This window comes from Paenirhizobium naphthalenivorans (assembly GCF_007992095.1).
GTDB lineage: Bacteria > Pseudomonadota > Alphaproteobacteria > Rhizobiales > Rhizobiaceae > Allorhizobium > Allorhizobium naphthalenivorans.
Genome location: NZ_BJZP01000018.1, coordinates 1 through 21,600 on the forward strand (window position 1 = coordinate 1; position 21,600 = coordinate 21,600).

General features: G+C 58.9%; 20 protein-coding genes and 1 tRNA gene. 9 read left to right on the top strand and 12 right to left on the bottom strand.

Features of this window, described 5'->3' with window-relative positions; translation table 11 throughout:
• Positions 1–775, top strand: a 775-nt coding sequence (locus RNA01_RS16025; RefSeq protein WP_147181228.1) for an ATP-binding protein, incomplete at its 5' end; no start/stop codon positions are given.
• Between the two features lie 2 nt (positions 776–777).
• Positions 778–2,136 carry a DUF6414 family protein gene (locus tag RNA01_RS16030; RefSeq protein WP_147181229.1) on the top strand — a complete coding sequence of 453 codons (1,359 nt, stop codon included), beginning with the start codon at positions 778–780 and terminating at the stop codon, positions 2,134–2,136.
• A gap of 53 nt (positions 2,137–2,189) precedes the next feature.
• On the opposite strand, the gene RNA01_RS16035 is transcribed toward RNA01_RS16030, so the two are convergent.
• From RNA01_RS16035 to RNA01_RS16050, 4 genes are all read right to left on the bottom strand, one after another.
• The gene (locus tag RNA01_RS16035; RefSeq protein WP_170253486.1) at positions 2,190–3,962 is read right to left on the bottom strand and encodes an antitoxin Xre/MbcA/ParS toxin-binding domain-containing protein; all 1,773 of its coding nucleotides are present in this window, start codon (positions 3,960–3,962) and stop codon (positions 2,190–2,192) included.
• Positions 3,963–4,305: 343 nt separating this feature from the next.
• Positions 4,306–6,225 (bottom strand): protein kinase domain-containing protein, encoded by a 1,920-nt coding sequence (locus RNA01_RS16040; protein ID WP_235916685.1) that lies wholly within the window; start codon positions 6,223–6,225, stop codon positions 4,306–4,308.
• Positions 6,222–6,992 carry a PP2C family serine/threonine-protein phosphatase gene (locus RNA01_RS16045; protein ID WP_147181231.1) on the bottom strand — a complete coding sequence of 257 codons (771 nt, stop codon included), beginning with the start codon at positions 6,990–6,992 and terminating at the stop codon, positions 6,222–6,224. Before RNA01_RS16045 ends, RNA01_RS16040 begins: the two co-directional genes overlap by 4 nt.
• Positions 6,989–7,669 carry a vWA domain-containing protein gene (locus tag RNA01_RS16050; RefSeq protein ID WP_147181232.1) on the bottom strand — a complete coding sequence of 227 codons (681 nt, stop codon included), beginning with the start codon at positions 7,667–7,669 and terminating at the stop codon, positions 6,989–6,991. Before RNA01_RS16050 ends, RNA01_RS16045 begins: the two co-directional genes overlap by 4 nt.
• A gap of 335 nt (positions 7,670–8,004) precedes the next feature.
• On the opposite strand from RNA01_RS16050, the gene RNA01_RS24100 reads away from it, so the two are divergent.
• Entirely contained in the window at positions 8,005–9,315 is a 1,311-nt protein-coding gene (locus RNA01_RS24100) for a DUF5623 domain-containing protein (protein WP_147181233.1), read from the top strand.
• A gap of 371 nt (positions 9,316–9,686) precedes the next feature.
• Here RNA01_RS24100 and RNA01_RS16060 read toward each other — a convergent pair.
• A tRNA-Arg gene (locus RNA01_RS16060) sits at positions 9,687–9,763 on the bottom strand.
• 123 nt (positions 9,764–9,886) lie between these two features.
• Complete coding sequence (locus RNA01_RS16065; RefSeq protein ID WP_147181234.1) at positions 9,887–11,050, bottom strand: M20 aminoacylase family protein; 1,164 nt, start codon at positions 11,048–11,050, stop codon at positions 9,887–9,889.
• Positions 11,051–11,228: 178 nt separating this feature from the next.
• Between RNA01_RS16065 and RNA01_RS16070 the strand changes: the two genes are divergently transcribed.
• Together RNA01_RS16070 and RNA01_RS16075 are read left to right on the top strand one after the other, a co-directional pair.
• Entirely contained in the window at positions 11,229–12,323 is a 1,095-nt protein-coding gene (locus tag RNA01_RS16070; protein WP_147181235.1) for a D-alanyl-D-alanine carboxypeptidase family protein, read from the top strand.
• A gap of 14 nt (positions 12,324–12,337) precedes the next feature.
• On the top strand, positions 12,338–13,552 hold the full coding sequence (locus tag RNA01_RS16075; protein WP_147181236.1) for a CobW family GTP-binding protein: 1,215 nt from the start codon (positions 12,338–12,340) through the stop codon (positions 13,550–13,552).
• Positions 13,553–13,567: 15 nt separating this feature from the next.
• On the opposite strand, the gene RNA01_RS16080 is transcribed toward RNA01_RS16075, so the two are convergent.
• The 5 genes from RNA01_RS16080 to RNA01_RS23905 form a co-directional block, all read right to left on the bottom strand.
• Entirely contained in the window at positions 13,568–13,795 is a 228-nt protein-coding gene (locus RNA01_RS16080) for a sulfurtransferase TusA family protein (protein ID WP_147181237.1), read from the bottom strand.
• Positions 13,792–15,036, bottom strand: a complete 1,245-nt coding sequence (locus RNA01_RS16085; protein ID WP_147181238.1) for a L,D-transpeptidase family protein — start codon at positions 15,034–15,036, stop codon at positions 13,792–13,794. Before RNA01_RS16085 ends, RNA01_RS16080 begins: the two co-directional genes overlap by 4 nt.
• Before the next feature lie 168 nt (positions 15,037–15,204).
• Entirely contained in the window at positions 15,205–16,158 is a 954-nt protein-coding gene (locus RNA01_RS16090; RefSeq protein WP_147181239.1) for an acetyl-CoA carboxylase carboxyltransferase subunit alpha, read from the bottom strand.
• Positions 16,159–16,221: 63 nt separating this feature from the next.
• Positions 16,222–17,124, bottom strand: a complete 903-nt coding sequence (xerD, locus tag RNA01_RS16095; RefSeq protein WP_371864075.1) for a site-specific tyrosine recombinase XerD — start codon at positions 17,122–17,124, stop codon at positions 16,222–16,224.
• A 58-nt stretch (positions 17,125–17,182) separates the two neighbouring features.
• Positions 17,183–17,347, bottom strand: coding sequence for a hypothetical protein (locus RNA01_RS23905; protein WP_147181241.1), 165 nt, complete (start codon positions 17,345–17,347; stop codon positions 17,183–17,185).
• A 148-nt stretch (positions 17,348–17,495) separates the two neighbouring features.
• On the opposite strand from RNA01_RS23905, the gene RNA01_RS16105 reads away from it, so the two are divergent.
• Genes RNA01_RS16105 through RNA01_RS16115 form a run of 3 tightly spaced genes read left to right on the top strand, consistent with a single transcriptional unit; the run spans position 17,496 to position 20,513 of the window.
• A complete protein-coding gene (locus RNA01_RS16105; protein WP_147181242.1) occupies positions 17,496–18,095 on the top strand; it encodes a shikimate kinase in 600 nt (199 codons plus the stop codon).
• Positions 18,082–19,209: a 3-dehydroquinate synthase gene (aroB, locus tag RNA01_RS16110; protein ID WP_147181243.1), complete on the top strand. Its 1,128-nt coding sequence runs from the start codon at positions 18,082–18,084 to the stop codon at positions 19,207–19,209. The genes RNA01_RS16105 and aroB overlap by 14 nt, the downstream gene beginning before the upstream one ends.
• Positions 19,206–20,513, top strand: coding sequence for an HlyC/CorC family transporter (locus RNA01_RS16115; protein WP_147181244.1), 1,308 nt, complete (start codon positions 19,206–19,208; stop codon positions 20,511–20,513). Before aroB ends, RNA01_RS16115 begins: the two co-directional genes overlap by 4 nt.
• 75 nt (positions 20,514–20,588) lie before the next feature.
• On the opposite strand, the gene RNA01_RS16120 is transcribed toward RNA01_RS16115, so the two are convergent.
• Positions 20,589–20,870 (bottom strand): BolA family protein, encoded by a 282-nt coding sequence (locus RNA01_RS16120; protein ID WP_147181245.1) that lies wholly within the window; start codon positions 20,868–20,870, stop codon positions 20,589–20,591.
• Positions 20,871–20,973: 103 nt separating this feature from the next.
• On the opposite strand from RNA01_RS16120, the gene RNA01_RS16125 reads away from it, so the two are divergent.
• A complete protein-coding gene (locus RNA01_RS16125; RefSeq protein WP_147181313.1) occupies positions 20,974–21,594 on the top strand; it encodes a J domain-containing protein in 621 nt (206 codons plus the stop codon).
• The last annotated feature ends 6 nt before the right edge of the window (positions 21,595–21,600 follow it).

Here is a 21,600-nt window from a genome sequence, read left to right on the forward strand (position 1 = left end):
CAGATTCGAAGACTTCGGAGGGTATCCGCAGGTTGTTGAACGTGCGCGTGAGCTCATTACGACACAGTTCGAGAACCGGGCTCGTCTTTTGGCCATCGGTGCCAAACCGATCAAAGGCATTCTCTTCACTGGATCGCCTGGGACAGGTAAAACCTATCTGGCGCGCATCATCGCGAACGAAACCGATGCCGATTTTTACCTCATCAGTGGCCCCTCGATCGTCAGCAAGTGGGTGGGAGACACAGAGGCAAGGCTTCGAAAGCTGTTCGAGGCCGCGGCCAGAAGCCAAAGCGGCCGCGCGATCATCTTTTTCGACGAAATTGACAGTATAGCGGAAAGGCGCACGGAGGACTCCCATGAAGCCTCTAAGCGATTGGTCGCACAATTGCTGACCCTAATGGACGGTTTCAAGAACGAGCAGAACATCGTCGTGATCGCATCCACAAACCGCGTCGATTCTCTTGATCCCGCGCTGACGCGACCCGGTCGGTTCGATTGGGAAATTGAGTTCGGCATGCCAACCTACGAGGACCGGCTTTCAATTCTGAGGGTGGGCGCACGTGGATTGCAGACAATAGGGGACCTCCCTCTCAAAGAGATTGCCAAGCAATCCGAGGGATGGTCTGCCGCTGAGCTTACTGCACTATGGTCCGAGGCGGCATTGATGACCGCATCGGATGGACGCGGCAAGATCAATCCGGAAGATGTGGCGATTGCATTTGAGAGGGTTTCCTCACGTCCGCGGCGTGAGATTTCCATAGAGGAGGCACGGTAGAAATGTTGTCATGGTACCGTCGGCTCCGCACCAAGCGCACCATTCACCCGGTAGTGGCCGAAGTAACCGCGCGCCCTGAGCCTTTGCGAGAATTCGTCTATCTCGATGAGGTCAGTCTCCGCAGCCTTCTTTCGTCTCAGGCGGGTGGAGTTACAGATACGACGTCGGAGCAGAAGGTTGCCGCCGATCTGGGTGAGTTGCAGGCCAAGCTCGGTTCTGACGCGCTGATTGGGAAGGCGGAGATCAGTTCCCGCTTTCAGACCAGCAATAGCAGCACGCTCCAAACACAGCGCAAGGCGACCGTTCAATCCTGGTTTAGGGAGTTCTACAACAAGCCTGGCCTGCGCATCATGGACTTGATCGACAAGGTGGATGCCTTTGTCGATCTGGAAGATTTGAGACGCTGCGACAAGGCTTCAATTGCCGTCGATTCTAATGCGCTAAAGCGCGGATTGCTCGCAGAATTCAGGGTCAATCTATCGGCCGACAAGGTATTCCATGTAGACACGTTGGTCTCCGAATTCGTCGGTATGGCCAAAGACTATCCTCGGATGTTCGAGGCTGGGAACACGGTCGTCGACATGGGAGAAATAGAAGCTATTGGCAAACTGCTGCAACGCCTCCTTGCTGGCCTGATTCCCATCCGTGGGGTGGCGGTAGACTACTGCGTGCTGGATATCGACGGCACCGAGTACGTCGTCCACAAAAAGGCGATAGCGAACCTTGATGTCGATACGAAGCCGCTTGTGATAGTTGGGGTTACCGAGCACCTCGCCTACTGGAAAGATATCCGTCGCGTACTGTTCTCTGAGGCTGAGTTTACAATCCTGTGTAGGTTCTCAAAGACTGGTTTCCAAGAAAGTTGGCTCCCGGTAAAACTCGCCGACTTGATGAGGGACTTCGCGCCCGATATTGCCGATCAGCTCAATTCCGCGAGCCGCATGACTTTTGATCGCACGCCAGCCATCCGAAACGAAAGCAACAGCGAACGTGAGTTCGGTGTTGCTCTACATCAATACGCATTTGAATTGCTGGCCACCCTTCAAAAAACGGTTGAGGACGTGAATTTCAACGCCATCAGCGACATGATCGTATCGCTGAAGCAGAGGGGAGATACTGCCTCAGGGCAACGAAGCGCCTTCGCGGCTATCAGGGCGAAAGTAGCGGCGATGGTCGGGCAGGACGTTGACGCCGAAATCGATGCAGCACTGAGGGAAACTGCGAGGAACGCGAGCGGTCTTTCACTTTTCCCATCTCAGGCCAAGGCAATGGGTACTCCATCAGATCGAACCACGGCACCGAAGCTTTCAGTGTCCGATGAAAGGCTGTTGGACGTTGAGATCGTTGCGATGTACTGGTGATGCATCATGTGCCTTTGAGGCATTGACCGGATATCACTGAGCCGGTCGGAGGACTACGGTCGTCGCGACCCGGCGGCTCGAGAGGTCTGCTTGGGTTCGAGGGCCTGCACGCAAAGTTTCATTGAGCGTTCGTCCAGGCAAACATCTATCGGTCGCCTAGAGCCTAAGCTCGGATGACTAGATTTCAGCCACAGTTCTGCTCGTTCTGGCGACCTGAAGAACCTGTGAGCGTACTCTGTCAGTTCCATCTGGTATCGTTCTTGGACTTTCCGCGCCTCAGCAAGTCTTCCCAGTCTATCGGCTTCGTCGAAAAGAGCCGACACTGCCTTCGCCATCGAGGCTTCAGACTCATCGGCCATTTCCGTTGGTGTTTTTTCGCCATGCGTGCCGATCTTGGATGCCAGCCATTCGTCTGCACCGAAATGCAGATGTTGCCGAGCAAGGTCGCTAATGCGCCGACGACGGGCGTCGCGTTCTAAGTGAAGCTGTTGTTGGCGAAGTTCTGCCTTTCGTGCCTCTTCTTGCAGGTAGGTTTCCATCAGTCGTTCAAAGACGCCGCCGAGCGGTAACCCTTCCAGGTTTTGCGGTTTGAGAGGCGGTTTCCGACCCAGTGAACTGGCTATCTGCTCGACAGAAGCATGAAAGCTCTCCCAGGCCGTTGAGCCATGTTCCAGAAGGGTATCGACTGCAACATTGTAACGAGCTGCGCAAAGATCGAGCCAAATTTCGAAATCGAGTTCTCCGCCCTCCTCAGGGCGGACCGTCTCCATTATGCGCTGGAACGTTTGAAGGAGTTTCGCCTTGCGCTTTGGCCCCACTTCCCTCTCGAAAAGAACATCATGGACCTTCTGGACGATGCGGACCCTGATCGCGAATGTCGACTTGCCTGTCTTGAAGCACGCCTCGTTCACAACAAGGCGGTTTAGGTAGCTTAGAACCTCGTCATAAGGCAGGCGAAAATCAGGATCGGTTTCGGCTAGGGTGCGCGCCTGCTCTCGATCAATCCACCGAAGTCCAGGCTTCACCCATCCTCGACTACTGATGCGCTCAACAATGTCGAGGCATTTCAAACCGCTTCGCTCGTCCTCATCGATCAGCCACATTAGGATGACCGACTGCCACAATTTTCTTGTCACCGTGAAAGCGGACGGGAGCGCATCATCCAACTCCAAAAGTTCGCCGAGACCGAACCCATGCAGTTCATGGAATGTCTGTATAGCCACCTGATCGGTTAATGATCCCGGTTTGCGATATTCAACGATTTTGGACTGGGCTTCGGCGGCGAGGCGCGCCTCCGCGATTATCCGCTCCTTCTCCGCCACAAGACGGTCTTCCTCGATCTTCTTCTTTGCGAGTGAAATCGCAGGGCTTTGTATCAGGTACCTTGGCGCTTCTTGCAAAACGATATCAGTCAGGTCATCGAGATCAACGTGCCGGTACCGAGAGAGGTCAATCTCCATAACCGAGACGTCCATCAGTGCGAGTTTGTCCAGTTTCGATTGTGGGCAGCCATGTGTGTTCTTTATCTCGATGAACATCCTGAAAGTCTTCAAACCCACTCGGTGTATGCCGACGATATCCGGCACCACATCGCCGTCGCGATACTCAAGGAGGACCTCTTCAAACTGAACGATCTTGCCCGCTGTTTGTGTGATTATCCCGTCGATGACCGTCACCCGGGGAACCGTCACCATACCAGCCCGTTCGATGATCTCCTTGCCTCGGCGGTGAAGCTCGGTTTCGCCCGCCGAGGCACAACCGCTTCCGCCACTACCGCTCTTGTGAGCGAAGGAATGCCCATTGACGTCGCCTTGGCGTGCAATCAAGTCCTCTTCGCAAGTCACGCATTTGCATCGGCAACTGAGACCCCTTGGAACGGCGTCAACATGGCGAAGACGTCCGTCATCTTTGCTGACTGCAAAAACGACGGTTCCGTCCTCGCGAGCATCTAGGTCAGAAAGCGTAATGCCGCATCCCATTCATCGATCTCCGATGGAATCGGAAGGAGATTACCGCGGTTGTACGATATGGGACAGCGTCCAAATAGCTTCAGTACGCGCGCGCGCGTAATCGAGATAGCTCGAAAGCCATGCCTTATTCAGCCAAGACCGCAATCGCTCTAAGTACAAGGTCCGTGATAACCGGTGGCAGGTCGAAAACTCTCATGCTCTATGCATTTCGACCGCTGTCCAACTCTGCCTGTTTCATGCGCCTATATGCGGCCACAAGCTCGGGAGGTGGATTTTCTCGCAGTCGGGTCGCTTCGTAGACAAGACGTCGCAGGTCGTCAGGGGCTTTAATCAAGTCGCGTTCAAGCTCCGCGCGATGTTTCGCGATATCATTTTTGACTTCGCGGATCGCCTGAGGATCGGTCGGAATATTGGCGTTGAATACGAACTTATGCTCGACCGACTTCGACCACTTTCTGAGCTTTTCTTGCATGGTTGGGCCGAACCCAGGGATATTCGTAATCCGCCTGGACTTCACATCCCACGCAGTTTCCACTCCAAAGGAGGCGAGTGTTGCTTTACGGCCGGGGCCGATACCAGCGACCTTCGCCCGATCGAGCAGATGCGATTCCAGATGCTTGCGCATTTGCAGATCGCGCTTCTTACGTTCGAGTTCAGCAAGCTTCTCCTTCTCTCGCTGGGGAAGTCCGGCGTGAGCTGACGCGAGCCTAAGGTAGTGGGCTTTCTTTTCCTCGAACTGCTCTGGCCCAGCGCGTTTTTCCCATATCTGCCGCTGATTGTTCCACTCGGTCGTACTTGCCTTCAGTTCCGCTGCAAACGGTCCCTCGTCGCCCTTCACGGAGAAGAAATACATGAGAGACGCCCCGGCGATGATGATACCGACTAGCCCTTGAAATGTCGCGGCCACATAGAGACCGACGCCACACCCGGCGAGCGCGGCAACCATGCTCATCGCTCGGCCGCTCTTCTTCGATTTGGCAGCGTCAGAGACCTTCAGATCGCGCATCGACGGCATGATGTTCTCGGCGCTGGGTGGACGAGGCGGTGAACTTATCCGACTGATCTGGGCGATGATCTCGCCAATGTTGGCCATAGAGGTCGGGGTGACCAACTGTGCGGCAAACAGCGATCGGCCAATTCCTTGTTCCAGCTTGCACCAAGGACAGCTGGCCTTGCTTTTGTGGTAGTGGTGCGAGCGATCAATGCCGCATATGACGAGGTTCGACTGCAGGCGATCGATGACACCGACCCAGTCTACTGGCGAAGGCCTCCCGTTGCCCGCCTCGGCTTTGCGGGAGAACGCGAGTTCAAATGCGTCTCGCACCTCGTCGCCGAAGTCATCCAGCGCGGGGACGTATGGTGGCGGTTCCATTCGCGTTTCCGAGCGTCTGGCGCTGTACGCAAAGCGCCTCTGCGAAATGGCTGTCTTGATGTCCATATCCCCGCCACCAAGGTAGCGCCCGGAATAGGGGTGTCGGCCGAGGAACAGGAGTTGGAAAAGCAATAGGGCCAACCCGAAGGCATCATGATTGGTCGTGCGATCTGTGTTCTCGAACGATACGCCTTGCAGTTCTGCCGGGGTGTACTCGGCAACCCCGACCAACGAACGGTATGTGCGGCTATTGCTTCTGAACTGGAAGGAGTCGCTGTCGATGAGAGTGACAAGCGCCTGGGTGGAAACCAGAATGCCGGAATGGTTGATGTCGCCGACCACACACCCCGACTTATGGATGCTGGCCAGCGCGGCGGACAGGTTGTACGCGGCGCGGACAAGGAAACGGACATCTGCCGTTGGGAATTCTGCGCGGCGGCTCCCTGGTCCATAAAGGTCATGAACCGTTTTGAAGCCTGCGGCCTTCTTCATCGTGAAGCCAGCGAACTTTCCATTCTGCTTGGTCACGACCTCCAGCGGATATGCTACATGGGCACTTGTCTTGGATAGCCCCGCGGCTACCATTGCCACGATCTTCTCGTGACGTTCAGGTGCCTTCCCATCATTGTAAATTTTGACGGCGATGTCCGAGCTGCCTGAAATGTTGTAGACGGCACCTTCGCCACCTTTTCCGAGCAAAGGCCCGAGGATCATCTTCTTCCCGTTGGCGAAAAAGGTGTCGCTCACAGACGGGCTCCGAGGATCAGTGTTTTGTCGTCATCGGTCCTCTCACAAACCGCTGGGCTGGACAGATAGCTCTGGAGGGCTTTCGACAGATCGACATCCCTACCTGGGTTCGATAGCGCCATCACGGGCTTCACCATTCTCTCGAAGAAGGGGGCATGCGGCGTACGATTCGCAAAATCGAGAACCATGCGTTCAATCCCGTCCGAGAAGACCGCAAATGCCGAGACCGGATCATCCATCACCACGAAGTCGAGCCTGGGTTGGGGATCATCCGTGATGAAGCTGGTCGTAGAAGCGTATTCGCCTTGATACGGCCAGGATGGGACGGACCATGTCTCGCTATTGGTCGCTTTGATCGCAACGGCTCCATCACCCACGTGGATGATCGTTACGCCCGAGTTATCGGCAATGATCGCGATGACGGTGGCGGCGAAGTCCCTCGGCTTAAGACTGACGCGCTCGGCTTCGGCGTTGATCCTGTCTCGGATGGCGTCCAGCCACTCCCATGTCGTTTCCTCGCCGAGTTCCGAACGCGGTGACCGACGAAGGAAGTGTTGGGCCATCCGCAACATTGTGATCGATGCGATCTTTGAGCCGACATCCGCACGGAGTGCGCTGCCTGCGCCATCGGAAACCACGGCTATGAAAACGGGGCCGACGGGACCGTCGACCTCATTGGCACATCCGTAGTCCTGACAGGGCAGCCCTGCTTTCTCGTGCGAGGTGCCTTTCGATCTAGCACCCGCCCAACGCCACGCACCTGTCATGCAATCGAGGCCCACCCGTCAGGAGCCGCTGGGTTGGATAAAGGTACCGCATCGCCTGGATTCGACTGAGAGACCGAGCTCAACGAACTGGACAACCAGCTAAACAGGTCGCGGAAGCGCATCTCTTTGAGGACAAGAGGTTGGCGAACGCTGATCTGGGAGAGGATTTCGAAGTTCGCCCCCTCGACGCCGACAGCAAAGAAACTGAAGGCCTTCTCGGCCTCACCAGACTTCACAGCCTGTGCGGCGTTCTGCCAGCTATCGGTCGGGCCACCGTCCGTGATCAGGAACACCCATGGGCGGTAATACGAAATGCCGTTCTGTCTATAAGAGTTCTTGCGCTCTCGGAGCATGTTCAACCCCTCCTCGATCGCACGTCCCATTGGCGTATCACCCTGATCGCGCAGTTCGGGTGCTATCCAGCTCTGTACGCCCGTGAAGTCGTTCACGACGGTGACAGGACCGAAGGTGACCAGGCCGACTTCCACCCGTTTCGCCGCGAGGGCATCGGCGAAAAGCTCATCACGGAACTGGGTAAGGCCTTCGTTCAGTTCCCGGATAGGCTTGCCCCGCATCGAACCTGACACGTCCAGGATCAAGAGGCACGGGCACCTCGGTTCAGGATTGTCGATGAATTCCGCGCCGTCGAAGGGTTGCTGTTCGAATGGATTGCTCATGACTCACTCCCGATTTCTATTAGTCAATTCATGATTGTAGGCCTCCCGAAAAACAAGTGTGTTCATCATCACGCGACGAAAATCCGTCGGTTTGGGCACAACAACGGCCGCCGTCTTCACGCCAGCCCTTCATTGTTGTTTTCTGAATCTCCTCTCTTGAAACGATAGGATCATGCTTTTACATTGGCGATGCTTCCGGCAGAAGCACGCCACCCGTCAGTTGCGAGGCTGTAGACAGCGCTGCCCTGAATGTTTGATGACCCGTTCATGTCTCTTGTTCGGGCTCACGAGGTGGTTGACGGGTGACGCTTCTCACGGGTCCGGGAGAAAGAAACATGTCTACGGCAAACATCACCCCTACCACCATTGACGGCATCAAGCGCCTTGCCAAAACGATATCCAAGCGGGACGGCGTGCCTCACGCTGTCGGTTTGGACCGCGCATCTATTCGTGCGGGATATTCGAATTACACGAATGCTCGACGTGTCCTGATGTCATCCACTACATCCACGCGACCGAATTTTAAGACCTTCATCAGCGTTTGGTGGCGAGACCCCAAGACGAAGGCGCGTGGAACAGAGATCGTTGAAGTCTCACTTCCGAAGCCTCTGGATGAAATCGTCGAGACAAGACACTTCAAGAATGCGCGCGGCCTGTGGAACTTCAAGCGCTGGGCACCTGACTTGATCGTTTGCCAGACCAATCCTCAAAGCGAGGACGGAGCCATTTCTGCTGCATGCACTGCCGCTCGTACCCTGCAATTCATGGCCGCGACAGGTTTGAAGCCGTCGAAGAGTGACGCTTTGCCTGGTGGCGGCGGTACTGGACGTCTGCCAGGCCGTGACCATTGTAGCTCATGGTTCGACCCGGCCACGAAGAAGAAGGTCATCCTTGACGAGCCATATGCCGCAGCGGTTTCCGATCGCCAGCTAGAGCGCGACGCCTGGGCGGACCGCAACAACTGGCAGATTGTCAAGTCGGCATGGGGTGGGATTTACTTCCCAGACGGTGGCAGCGAGCTCTACCTTCTTTCCGATCGCAAAAAAGGAACTGCTTTGGAGCCCATTGAAGCAGTCTTGTCTGCATTGGGTGCGCCGGTGGTTCCCGAAAATTGCAGGCGAGTTGCTACGACCGATGCTGAGCCGTTCCGCACACCTGGTGAAATTCAGATGGAAGCTGAGAAGGCGGCGAAAGCATTGATCCCGAAAACGGCGCGGGTTGCGGGTAAAGCCTCGACCACGGTTCCGTACAAGATGCTCTTCGCCTCGGGTACGCGGCCGAAGACAAAGATGCCCGTCGAGAAGCACTCGGAGGTCGGGAAGCTTCTCAAGGAAGTGCTTACGGCCACCCGTGGCAGGGCGGGCGTTACCAAGCGTGTCGATCAGGTTAGGTCCGAACTCGATAACTGGGCGCAACTCGAATATGATCGCAAAACCCTGCCAGATGGCGAGTTTTTCGATCTCTATTATCATGAGAGGGTTGAGGTGCCTGAGGCCGAGCGGGGCGTTGTGGGTCGTGCCCATCACGTCGAACGGCTGCAGAGTGCCAAGGCTATCCTCGTCAGCGCATACCCGGACTCGAAGCCGCTTCGTGACCTGATCAAGAAGATCGATTTGGCGATCAAGTCGTTGGAAGCCTGGCGCTAGAGCCTTGATCTGTGACACGGGAGCTTTCTGTCGCGAAGCTCGCAAGGTCGAGGATATGAAATTGGAGTTAGAGATAATTGGCGACCCCACGTAGGGTCGCCAATTATCTCAGGGGTCGGTTTTCAAAATTGTCTTGATGCTTTTGTTGTGGCCGACGGCGACATGGACGCCTAAGATTTCGTGACCTAACGTCAGGTCTTTGCCGCCTTATCTCGTACGCTGAGTTTTCGAGAAACAGGGAAATTTGGCTGGTTAACCTTGGGGACAGACCTATTGAAGCGCTAGGGACATATCAGCGCTCTTGGAGACAAACCTTTTGAGCGATTCCACCTTCTGGCGACAGATCCAGCGCTTCATTCAGGGAATGGCTATGGTGATCCCGACGCGATTCGAACGCGTGACCCCCAGATTAGGAATCTGGTGCTCTATCCTGCTGAGCTACGGGACCACTGCTGAACTCCATACAAAAGCGCGGCCGCGAAGCCAAGCGTTTTCGCGGGCAAAGGCCGTGCGGCATGAACAGCCGGGCCTCAGCGGCGCTCGGTATGCCCGAGCGCGCCCTCGGGCCTCCTCAGTCCGTCAAACGTTGCTCAGCCAGTCGGACCCAGTAAGAAATGCCATAGGGGAGGACTTCGTCGTTGAAGTCATAGGCGGGATTGTGCAGGCCGGGCGTGTCGCCGTGGCCGATCATGATGTAGGCACCAGGACGGGCCTGCAGCATGAAGGCGAAATCCTCGCCGGCCATGGAGGGGTCGACTTCGGTGTTCACCTGGTCCTTGCCGACGATATCCATGGCGGCAAGTGCCGCATGGTCCGTCTCGGCCGGATGGTTGACGGTGACGGGGCAGGCGCGTTCATAGACCACGTCGGCTTCGGCGCCATTGGCGGCGGCTATTCCCTGGGCAATTTCGCGGATACGGGTTTCGGCCAGGTCGCGCACCGTTTCGTCGAGCGAACGCACGGTGCCGGCAAGCTGCGCCTCTGCCGGAATGATGTTATGGGTCGTGCCGGCATTGAAGCGGGTCACCGAGACGACAACGGAGCGTAGCGGATTGGCGTTGCGCGCCGCGATCAGTTGCAGGTTGGTGACGATCTGTGCGCCGATGGCGATCGGGTCGACCGCCTTATGCGGTTCGGCGGCATGGCTCCCACGGCCCTTGATCGTGATGAAGAACTTGTCGGGCGCGGCCATGATGCCGCCCTTGCGAATCGAGAACGTGCCGACCGGCTGGCCTGGCATATTGTGCATGCCGTAGACCTCCTCGATGGCGAAACGCTCCATCAGTCCGTCCTCGACCATGGCAAGCGCCCCGGCGCCACCTTCCTCGGCTGGTTGGAAGATCACGACGACGCGACCGTTGAAATTGCGCGTCTCAGCCAGATACCGGGCGGCGCCGAGCAGCATGGCGGTATGGCCGTCATGGCCGCAGGCGTGCATGCGGCCGGGCACTTTTGATGTCCAGGGCTTGCCGCTGATTTCCTCCAGCGGCAAGGCGTCCATGTCGGCGCGTAGGCCGATGGCGCGGGTGCTCGTGCCACGGCCATGGATCACGCCGACGACGCCGGTTCGGCCAATGCCTGTAACGATCTCGTCAACGCCGAATTCCGCGAGCTTGGCGGCGACGAAGGCCGCTGTCTCCTGGACGTCGTAGAGAATTTCCGGATTGGCATGAAGATGGCGGCGCCATTCGCTGACCTCCGCCTGAAGTTCGGCGGCGCGGTTCAATATCGGCATGTTGCTGTCCTGCTCGTCTATTTCAGCTATCTCGTGAGAGCCGGCGCAGAATGTGCGCCTTGAGATTGACGTAATCAATGGCTCTTGCCATTGCTTTCATTCATAGGCCAATTATCTAGCCTTTGCGAGACAGATCCGCGTCGAAGAGGTTTTCACCGTGCCGTCGAAAAATTCCTGCATGTCGCCGAAGACGCACCGCACGCGCCGCCTTGCGGTGCTGGTCTGCGTAATCGCGGCTTGCCTGCCGAACCTGGCAATGGCCAATCCGCAGATTGTTGTCGACGTCAACAGTGGGCAGGTGATCGCGCATGAGGAGGCCTTCCGCAAGTGGTACCCGGCCTCCCTCACCAAGCTGATGACGGCTTATACCACGTTCAAGGCAATCCGTGCCGGCGAGCTGTCGCTTTCCAGTGTTGTGGTGATGAGCGAGAAGGCCGCCGCCCAGCCGGCGAGCAAGATGTATTACAAGCCGGGCTCGCAACTAACGCTCGACAGCGCGCTGAAGATCCTGCTCGTCAAGTCCGCCAATGACATCGCTGTGGCCATCGGCGAGCGGGTCGGCGGCACGCTCGACAATTTCGTGGCCCGCATGAACGCTGACGCGCAGGCGCTCGGCATGACGTCATCCCGCTTTGTCAATCCGAACGGTCTGCCAGGCACCGGGCAATATACGACGGCGCGTGACCTTGCAGTGCTCGCTGTCGCCTTGCGGCGGGAATTTCCGCAATATGCCGGTTATTTCGCCCTGGAGGGCATCAATACCGGCAAGAAGGAATATCCGAACTACAATCTCCTGATTGGCCGCTTTGACGGTGCCGATGGCATGAAGACCGGTTATATCTGCGCGTCCGGCTTCAACCAGGTGTCGTCAGCGACCCGCAACGGCCGCACGGTGGTGTCCGTGGTGCTCGGAGCCGACAGCCTGGGTGCGCGGGCCGACATGTCGGCGGACCTGCTGCAGAAGGCTCTGACTTCGCCGCGTAGCGCCGGCCGAAGTCTTGGCAGCCTTGCCCCCTATGGCCCCGGACGTGACGCGGTTGCCGACATCAGTGCCGAGATCTGCAACCCGCAGGCGCGCAAGGTGCGCAGCGAAGGTCGCGACGAGGCCGGCCGCATGAAGCTGCTGTCGCCCTATATCCACGAGATGGGCCGGCCGCCGCGGACGGTCTTTGCCGGTCTGATCCCCGGGTCGGAGCCGCAGCCGGCGAAACAGAACGGAGCGGCCGGCGTGATTGCCAACGTGCCGATCCCCACGCCCCGCCCGACCTTTTGACCCCGGAGCAAACCATGTCTGACAGCAACGGCCGGATCCCCGTGTCGATCATTACCGGCTTCCTCGGGGCGGGGAAATCGACGCTGCTAAACCGCATCCTCAAGGATCCGGCGATGAAGGATGCCGCGGTCATCATCAACGAGTTCGGCGAGGTCGGCATCGATCACATGCTGGTTGAAGCGTCGAACGATTCGATCGTCGAACTGGCCGATGGTTGCCTGTGCTGCACGGTGCGCGGCGAGCTCGTCGACACGCTGGCCGAACTCATCGATGGCATTCAGACCGGCAGATTGAAGCGGCTGTCGCGTGTCGTGATCGAGACCACCGGGCTGGCCGATCCGGCACCCGTCATGCAGTCGGTCATTGGCCATCCGGCGCTCGCCCAATCCTTCGATCTCGATGGTGTCGTCACCGTGGTGGACATGGTGCACGGCCTGTCGACGCTCGACACTTACCCGGAGGCCGTCCGCCAGGTGGCGGTCGCCGACCGGCTGGTCCTCACCAAGGCGAGCCTTGCCGATCCGGCCGCTCGCGAGGCGCTTCTCGAACGGTTGCGCATGCTGAATCCGCTCTCCGAGATGACCGATGGTGACACGGCGGAAGTCGGCACTGCCGCCATTCTGGCCAATGGCCTCTATGACCCGACGAGCAAGATCGCCGATGTTGACCGTTGGTTGAAGGACGAAGCGCGCGCCGATCACGACCACCATCATCATGGTCACGACCATGATCACCATCATGCACATGACCCACACTGCGAGCAGTGCGACCACGAGGGGCATACCCCTGACCGTGACGGGCATCACCATGAGCACCATCATCACGACCATGGTCATGACGTGAACCGGCATGACGACCGGATCCGTTCCTACTCGATTGTCCACGATCGGCCAATCGAGCCGATGGCGCTCGATATGTTTATCGACATCCTGCGCTCCAGCCAGGGCGAGAAACTGTTGCGCATGAAGGCCGTTGTGGCACTGACCGATCGCCCCAACCAGCCTCTCGTGCTGCACGGTGTGCAGTCTGTCTTTCATCCGCCGGTCCGGCTGCCCGCCTGGCCGGATCCCGAGGATCGTCGCACCCGACTGGTGCTGATCACACGCGACCTTGACGAAAGCTATGTGCGCGAATTGTTCGACGCCTTCACCGGGCGGCCGCAGATCGATCGCCCTGATCGTCTGGCGCTCGAAGACAATCCGCTCGCCATTCCCGGCATGAAGATGTGATCAAGGGCTAGTCCCTCAGCCTTTGCGGATGCGGAAACGGTGTCCGTTGTCGAGCTTCACGGTCTCTATGAGTTGGTGGCCGTCCTCGTTGCAAAAATGCGGGACATCAATCACGGCCAAGGGGTCGGTCGTTTCGACACTCAGTTCTTCGCCCCGCTGCATGGTCGCCAGACGGCGCCGGGTCTTGAGAACCGGCAAGGGGCACTTCAGCCCCTTGAGATCATAGAGGGTGATGTCGCTCATTGCGACGACCAGATCTTCCAGAAGGGCTTCTTTTCCGTTTCCGCGGTCTGTACCGGCGCCGGAACCGCGAGCGGGTTCGGCTGTGGTACGGGCACGGCGGCGGGCTGAGCGGGCGTGGAGACTGCGGCGGTTACCGGCGCGGACGCGGGTGTCGGCGCGGCTGATGCCGCCGGAGGTTTCTGGCGCTGCTCGGCAAGCTGGTCGAGCGCCGCCGTTGCACTGGCGTTCGGCGTGGACTGGTTCGCCACGTCATCGATCTTCAGAAGCTTACCGGCCTTCAACGCGGAGCCGGTCGGGGCATAGGCCAGGTCGTGGCCCTTGCGCCGGTTGGCGACCAGCGCCTTGCGCTCGGCCTCGGATGGGTCATACCAGATCTTGCCGTCGAACTTCTGTAATGCCTTTGCATAGTCCTTGGCATAGGCGGCATTGTAGGAAGCCAGTGCCGTCTGAAGGGCGGGCGGGGCCGACATCGGCGGGCAGGGCGCCGCCGCGCTCAAGGTCTTGCCGTCTGCAACCTGCTGGTTAAAGACATACTTCCTGTCGCAGACGGCCACTTCCGGCGGTCTCTTGGTCACTTCAAAATTGTCGTAGCCGACCTTCAGCATCTCCCAGAAGGGATAGTGCTCGCTATGGCGGTGGCGGGCCATGTTCTCCGCGGTCATGCGGAAGGGGAAGGCCTGCAACTGGATGGTCTGCTGGCCGCCCTTGAAGGCGTCGCGGGCGAAGGCATAGATTTCGAGGATCTGCGCATCGGTCATCGAATAGCAGCCCGACGACGAGCATGCGCCGTGGATCATCAGGTTGGACCCGTTGCGGTTGTTCGATTGGTCGAAACGGTTCGGATAACCCGTGTTGATCGCCAGATAGTATTTGGAGTTCGGGTTCAGATTATGGGGCGAGAGCGGATAGAAGCCCTCCGGTGCCTGCCTGTCGCCTTCCTTGACCTTCGGCCCGAGGCGGCCAGACCAGGCGCATATCTCGTATTCCTTGATCTTTTCGAAGCGTCCGTTGGTCTTCGCTTTCCAGATCTCCAGCAGACCCTCTTCCTTGAGGATGCGGATGGCGATTGGCGAGTTGCGGTCCATGCCCTTGGCCTTCATCTCGGCCAGGATTTTCGACGGCAGCGGCTGCTCCACCTTGTTCGAAACAGAGGCCGGGTCAAAGCTGTCCAGCGTGTCATTGCAGCCGGTCAGGGCGGCGGCAGCGAAAATCAGGGCAAGAGCGGTCGATTTCCAACGCATTGCGAAAGGCTCATCTTGAACAGAACAGGACTGCTTTCGTCAGAAAGCGGACCTTTCCAATTTATGACCAGATCGTTCACAAATCATAAACCAAAGGCACGTTTCAAGCCGAACGGACCTGCGCCATAGCGTGAGAAAACAGCAGCATTGTGACGCGCCCGCAGTCCCCTAGAGATTGCGACCGATGTTCAGGAACTTCTGACGACGCTCCGAGCGCAGCTGGTCGCCCGGCTTGGGCGAGAGCTCGGCGAGTGCCGAGGCGATCACGTCACCGGCTGCCCTGATTACCGTTTGCGGAGCGCGGTGTGCGCCGCCGACGGGTTCGGGAATAATACCGTCGATGATGCCGAACCCCTTCAGGTCCTCGGCCGTGATCTTCATATTGGTTGCCGCTTCCTTGGCGCGGGTGGAATCGCGCCACAGGATGGACGCGGCGCCTTCCGGTGAGATGACGGAATAGATGGCGTGTTCCAGCATGTAGACCCGGTTGCCAGTGGCGATCGCGATTGCGCCACCCGAACCGCCTTCGCCGATGACGATGGAGACCATCGGCACCTTGAGGCCCAGGCATGTCTCCGTGGAGCGGGCGATGGCTTCCGCCTGACCACGTTCTTCCGCACCCACGCCTGGATAGGCGCCGGCGGTGTCGATCAGGGTGACGACCGGCAGACCGAAGCGGTCGGCCATTTCCATTACGCGGATCGCCTTGCGATAGCCTTCCGGACGCGGACTGCCGAAATTGTGCTTCAGGCGTGACTTGGTGTCATTGCCCTTTTCCTGGCCGATCACCGCGACCGGCTGGCCGCGGAAACGGGCAAGCCCGGCCTGGATCGCGGCATCCTCGGAAAATTTGCGATCACCCGCAAGCGGCGTGAATTCGGTGAAAAGCTCGGCTGCATAGTCGACGAAATGCGGACGCTGCGGATGGCGGGCGACCTGCGTTTTTTGCCAGGGGTTCAGCTTGGAATAGATCTCTTCCATTGCTTCGCGGGCGCGGGCTTCCAGTCGGCCGATCTCCTCGGACGTATCGATGCTTTCGTCCTCTTCCGCGAGCTTCTTCAGCTCGTGGATCTTAGCTTCGAGGTCGGAGATAGGCTTTTCGAAGTCGAGATAATTATGCATGAAATCGGGTTCCGATCGTTTTGCACTATGCCGTTCGGGCGCATGGCACCGGTGTTGACGGCTCTAATCAAGGTTTTTGGCCGTTTTTGCAAGAGGGTGATGCGTCTGCACCAGCTCCCGCAGCCTTTCGTCGAGTACATGAGTATAGATTTGTGTCGTCGAAATGTCGCTGTGGCCCAACAGTTCCTGCACCACGCGCAGGTCCGCGCCATTTGCCAAAAGGTGGCTGGCGAAGGCGTGACGCAGGACATGTGGCGATACGCTGGCGGGCGGCAGGCCGGCGCGAATCGCCAGATCCTTGAGGTCGCGAGCAAACACCTGTCGCGGCAGATGCCCCTCCTTGCTGGCGGCGGGAAACAGGAAGCTGCTCGGTTCGCGTTCGCCCCGCTCGTCCGTCATTGCGGTGCCGTAGCGGGCAAGCGCGTCAATCGAAGCCTTGGACAGCGGCACCAGCCGTTCCTTATTGCCCTTGCCGCGAACCACCAGAAAGCGGCCCTCCTGGGTCAGCACCTTGGCGGGCAGGGAAACCAGTTCGCTCACCCGCATGCCGGTTGCATAGAGCAATTCGAGCAGGGCGAGCAGGCGCAGGCGTGACAGTCGGCCCGGACCTGGCCGGTTCGTTTCCTGTTCGGCCAGCGACAGCAGTTTGCCAACCTGCTCGACGCTGAGGAATTTCGGCAAGGGGCGGGCCTTCTTCGGGGAGTCGAGGGTCGCCGTGGGATCGTCGCCGCGCAGGCCCTCGGCATAAAGGAACTTGTAGAATTGCCGCATGGTGGAAAGATGCCGGGCCTGCGACGTCGGCTGGAAGCCGCGTCTGGCGAGGTCGGTGAGATAGGCCGACAGATCGCCGGTCTCCGCTGCGCCGAGGCTCACCTTGCGTTCATTCAGGAAGGAGAAGAGGTCGTCGAGGTCGCGCTCATAGGACGACAGCGTGTTGACGGCGGCGCCGCGCTCAGCACTCATCATCTCCAGGAAGGCCTCAATGCGGGCCTGGCTCAGGTCGGCCAAGATTATCTCTCCTCGGTTACTGACCGGCGGGTTCCTCAGGCGGGTTGACCTGATCCGACGGAATCCGCACGGTTATCTCCCGCTCGTGCGGTTCGACGAAGACAACGAGCGACCACATGGTCAGATAGATCATCCCAGCGACCGTGGCGCAGAAGAAGAGAAAACGAAAGAGCGTCGGCATCGTGATGTCCCGAAGACTGGGGCGGCGCCCCTTTGGGCCGGCGCCGAAGGCTTTGCAAGGCGTGATGCCATCGCATTCATTCCAGCGTATGGCTTGACGCTCGGCGCTCATTTGTCAATACCGTTGGGAAACGGATGCGAACAGGTCGATGAACGAAACCATATTTCCCGTTGCCCCGACATTGGGCGAACGCGCGCGGGCCGCGCTGGGACGGCGCAATCTCGTCTTCGTCGGACTGATGGGAGCGGGTAAGTCGGCGATCGGTCGCATGACCGCCTCTCAGCTTGGGCTCTCCTTCATCGATACCGACAATGAGATCGAGCGCGTCTCGCGCATGACCATCAGCGAGCTTTTCGCCGCCTATGGCGAAGAGGAGTTCCGGGCGCTTGAGACCAGGGTGATCAAGCGGCTGTTGCGCACCGGCCCGCGGGTCATCTCGACCGGTGGCGGTGCCTTCATCAATGACAAGACCCGCAAGCAGATCGAGCGGGGCGGCGTCTCGCTCTGGTTGAAGGCAGATCTCGATGTGCTGTGGGAGCGGGTCAACAAGCGTGATCATCGACCACTGCTCAAGACTGAAAATCCCCGGCAGACGCTGGAAAACCTGATGAACCAGCGCTATCCGGTCTATGCGCTTGCCGACATGACGATCCAGTCGCGCGACGAGCGCAAGGAGACGATCGTCAAGGAAGTGCTGGAAGCAGTCATCGAATACATGGGTAAAGGCAGCAGACATGAGCAAGACTGAAACCGAAGAACGGCTGGTCCATGTGCCGCTCGGCGAGCGCGCCTACGATATTCTGATCGGTCCGGGTCTGATCGGTCGCGCCGGCGGCGAGATCTCTACCCGCATCAAGGGCCGCAAGGCCGCGATCATCACCGACGAGAATGTCGGCGCGATCTATCTGGATCAGCTGATGGACAGTCTGCAGACCGATGGCATCGAAGCCGTGTCGCTGTCGTTGCCCCCGGGTGAGAAGACAAAGAGTTTCGATCATCTGACCAAAGTCTGCGATGTCCTGCTTGAGGCTCGAATCGAGCGCAACGACGCCGTGATCGCGCTTGGTGGCGGCGTGATTGGCGACCTGACCGGTTTTGCCGCCGGCATCGTGCGGCGTGGCGTGCGCTTCGTCCAGATCCCGACTTCGCTTCTGTCGCAGGTCGACAGCTCCGTCGGCGGCAAGACTGGGATCAATACCCGCCACGGCAAGAACCTTGTTGGGATCTTCAACCAGCCGGATCTGGTGCTCGCCGACACCGATGTCCTCAATTCGCTGAGCGAACGCGAATTCCGCGCCGGCTATGCCGAGGTTGCAAAGTACGGGCTGATCGACAAGCCGGACTTTTTCGCTTGGCTCGAGCGTAACTGGCAGGACGTCTTTTCTGGTGGTGCCGCACGGATAGAGGCAATCGCCACGAGCTGCCAAGCCAAGGCTGACGTGGTGGTCGCCGACGAGCGCGAGAACGGTCGACGCGCGCTGCTCAATCTCGGCCATACCTTTGGTCATGCTCTGGAGGCGGCGACTGAATATGACAGCAAGCGCCTGGTCCACGGCGAAGGTGTGGCGATCGGCATGGTGCTAGCCCATCGTTTCTCCAACCGGCTCAACCTGCTGGGCGTGGAAGATGTCGCCCGCGTCGAGGCGCATCTGAAGACCGTCGGTCTGCCGACCTCGATGGACCAGATCCCGGGTGAGTTGCCGTCAACCGGGTTTCTGATGGAGGCGATCGGTCAGGACAAGAAGGTCAAGGGCGGCAAGCTCACCTTTATCCTCACCCGTGGCATCGGCCAGTCCTTCGTCGCCGACGACGTACCGGCTTCGGAAGTCTTCGCCTTCCTGGAGGAAGTTCGGGGGGCATGACGATGGAAAGCCTGCTCTCTGCGCTTGAGCAATACTGGCCGCTGATCCTGGCGATCGTGGCATTGATCGCTTCGTCTGCTTTTTTTTCCGGGTCTGAGACGGCTCTGACGGCAGCCTCACGTGCGCGCATGCATAGTCTGTCCAATCAGGGGGATGCGCGCGCCGTCCTGGTCAGTGAGCTGATCGAACGGCGCGACCGGCTGATCGGGGCGCTGCTGATCGGCAACAACCTCGTCAACATCCTCGCCTCGTCGTTGACGACGAGCCTGTTCCTCGGGCTTTTCGGCGACTCGGGCGTCGCAATCGCCACCTTGGTAATGACCGTTGTGCTGGTCATCTTCTCGGAAGTCCTGCCGAAGAGTTGGGCGATCTCCTCGCCTGACCGCTTCGCCCTGACTGTCGCCCCGTTCGTCCGGGCCTTTGTCGCGGTTGTCGGCCCCCTGTCTAGCCTGGTCAATTACATCGTTCGCGGCATGCTTGCCATCTTCGGGCTGTCTCTGTCGAAGGAGGCGCCGATGCTGTCGGCGCAGGAAGAATTGCGCGGCGCCGTCGATTTGCTCCATCGCGAGGGCTCGGTGGTCAAGGCTGACAGGGACAGGTTGGGCGGCGTGCTCGATCTCGGCGATCTCGAAGTCTCCGACATCATGATCCACCGGACGTCGATGCGGGCCATCAATGCCGACGACCCGCCGGAGGTGACTGTGCGGGCCGTGCTGGAAAGTCCGTTTACGCGCATGCCTCTGTGGCGCGGTTCGACCGACAACATCATCGGCGTGGTTCATGCCAAGGATCTGTTGAGGGCGCTCGCTGAGCCCAATGTCGAGCCACGCAATCTCGATATCATCAAGATCGCCCAGAAGCCTTGGTTCGTGCCGGATACCACCAACCTGAAGGATCAGCTTGCGGCGTTTCTACGGAGGAAGGTGCATTTCGCTGTCGTGGTCGACGAATATGGCGAGGTGCAGGGGTTGGTGACGCTGGAGGATATTATCGAGGAGATCGTCGGGGATATTTCCGACGAGCACGACCTCGAAATCCAGGGCGTGCGCCAGGAGGCCGATGGCTCGATCGTGGTCGATGGCGCTGTGCCGATTCGCGACCTCAACCGCGCGCTCGATTGGAACCTGCCGGACGAGGAGGCGACGACGGTCGCCGGGCTGGTCATCCATGAGTCGAAGTCGATCCCGGAAGAGCGTCAGGCCTTCACCTTCTACGGCAAGCGCTTCATCGTGATGAAACGGGAGAAGAACCGCATTACCAAACTGCGCATCCGTCCTGCCGAGGAGGCCGACAAACACGGTTAGGCCGCTTGCCTCGTTCAACAAGGCAGCGGTCATGAATCCTTCGGTGTCATGCAGGCACGCTCTTCGACAGCCGTCCTACCAGCGGGTTTCCTCGCCCGGTGCGGCAGGCTCGATCGCCAGCGCATGAAGGCCCTCATCCAGTTCTGGCTGCAACAGTTCGGTAATCGCCCGGTGGCGCGCGAGTCGTGTCATACCGGCGAAAGTCGCCGCGACGATTCGCACCCGCATGTGGGTTCCTTCAGCGCCTGCAAAACCAGCCTGGTGTCCGGCATGCTGGGCGCTTTCATCGATGACGAAAAGGCGCTCGGGCGAAAACGCCTCGCGCAGTTTTGCCTCAATTCGCGTGCTTAGAGACATGGATTTCCTCGCGCTTTGCCGTCCGGGCAAAGCCTCACAAAGCCCAGAACAATCCCATTTGTCAATTCTTGTTGTCGGATGCTGGAGGCACCATAATTACGAGATGAAACTCGACTCAAAATACTTCGATGGAATCCGCACGCGCCGCCGGCGCGAGCCGGAGGTGGAGAAAGCTTCGCCGACCTGCCAATGGGACGGCTGCGACAAGCCCGGTGTTCATCGCGCTCCCGTCGGCCGCAATGCCGAGGGGCAGTTCTTTTTGTTCTGCTTCGAGCACGTCAAGGAATACAACAAGGGCTACAATTACTTCTCCGGTCTGTCCGACACCGAGATCGCCCGGTATCAAAAGGAGGCGGTGACCGGCCATCGACCGACCTGGACGGTTGGCGTCAACAAGGCGGCCAAGGCCAGTCCACTGCAATCGACGGCGCGGTCAGGATCGGCGGCCTCGCAGGCTCGTGTGAAGGACCCCTTCGGATTCGTCAAACAGGGCGGGGGCAGTCGCGCCCAACCCCAGGCCCGCAAACTCAAGAGCCTTGAGGCCAAGGCGCTTGATACGTTGGGCCTTGCGGCGAATTGTAGCGCTCAGGAAATCAAGAGCCGCTACAAGGAGCTTGTAAAAAAACACCATCCGGATGCAAATGGCGGAGACAGGGGCTCGGAAGAGCGTTTTCGTGCTGTCATTCAGGCGTATCAATTGTTAAAGCAGGCGGGTTTCTGTTAATCGAAG

What these genes read in the sequence shown, in the direction of transcription:
- RNA01_RS16030 (WP_147181229.1), top strand. Translation starts at nt 778, where the DNA reads ATGTTGTCATGGTACCGTCGGCTCCGCACCAAGCGCACCATTCACCCG.
- RNA01_RS16045 (WP_147181231.1), bottom strand. Translation starts at nt 6,992, where the DNA reads ATGACAGGTGCGTGGCGTTGGGCGGGTGCTAGATCGAAAGGCACCTCG.
- RNA01_RS16050 (WP_147181232.1), bottom strand. Translation starts at nt 7,669, where the DNA reads ATGAGCAATCCATTCGAACAGCAACCCTTCGACGGCGCGGAATTCATC.
- RNA01_RS24100 (WP_147181233.1), top strand. Translation starts at nt 8,005, where the DNA reads ATGTCTACGGCAAACATCACCCCTACCACCATTGACGGCATCAAGCGC.
- RNA01_RS16065 (WP_147181234.1), bottom strand. Translation starts at nt 11,050, where the DNA reads ATGCCGATATTGAACCGCGCCGCCGAACTTCAGGCGGAGGTCAGCGAA.
- RNA01_RS16070 (WP_147181235.1), top strand. Translation starts at nt 11,229, where the DNA reads ATGTCGCCGAAGACGCACCGCACGCGCCGCCTTGCGGTGCTGGTCTGC.
- RNA01_RS16075 (WP_147181236.1), top strand. Translation starts at nt 12,338, where the DNA reads ATGTCTGACAGCAACGGCCGGATCCCCGTGTCGATCATTACCGGCTTC.
- RNA01_RS16080 (WP_147181237.1), bottom strand. Translation starts at nt 13,795, where the DNA reads ATGAGCGACATCACCCTCTATGATCTCAAGGGGCTGAAGTGCCCCTTG.
- RNA01_RS16085 (WP_147181238.1), bottom strand. Translation starts at nt 15,036, where the DNA reads ATGCGTTGGAAATCGACCGCTCTTGCCCTGATTTTCGCTGCCGCCGCC.
- RNA01_RS16090 (WP_147181239.1), bottom strand. Translation starts at nt 16,158, where the DNA reads ATGCATAATTATCTCGACTTCGAAAAGCCTATCTCCGACCTCGAAGCT.
- xerD (WP_371864075.1), bottom strand. Translation starts at nt 17,124, where the DNA reads ATGATGAGTGCTGAGCGCGGCGCCGCCGTCAACACGCTGTCGTCCTAT.
- RNA01_RS23905 (WP_147181241.1), bottom strand. Translation starts at nt 17,347, where the DNA reads ATGCCGACGCTCTTTCGTTTTCTCTTCTTCTGCGCCACGGTCGCTGGG.
- RNA01_RS16105 (WP_147181242.1), top strand. Translation starts at nt 17,496, where the DNA reads ATGAACGAAACCATATTTCCCGTTGCCCCGACATTGGGCGAACGCGCG.
- aroB (WP_147181243.1), top strand. Translation starts at nt 18,082, where the DNA reads ATGAGCAAGACTGAAACCGAAGAACGGCTGGTCCATGTGCCGCTCGGC.
- RNA01_RS16115 (WP_147181244.1), top strand. Translation starts at nt 19,206, where the DNA reads ATGACGATGGAAAGCCTGCTCTCTGCGCTTGAGCAATACTGGCCGCTG.
- RNA01_RS16120 (WP_147181245.1), bottom strand. Translation starts at nt 20,870, where the DNA reads ATGTCTCTAAGCACGCGAATTGAGGCAAAACTGCGCGAGGCGTTTTCG.
- RNA01_RS16125 (WP_147181313.1), top strand. Translation starts at nt 20,974, where the DNA reads ATGAAACTCGACTCAAAATACTTCGATGGAATCCGCACGCGCCGCCGG.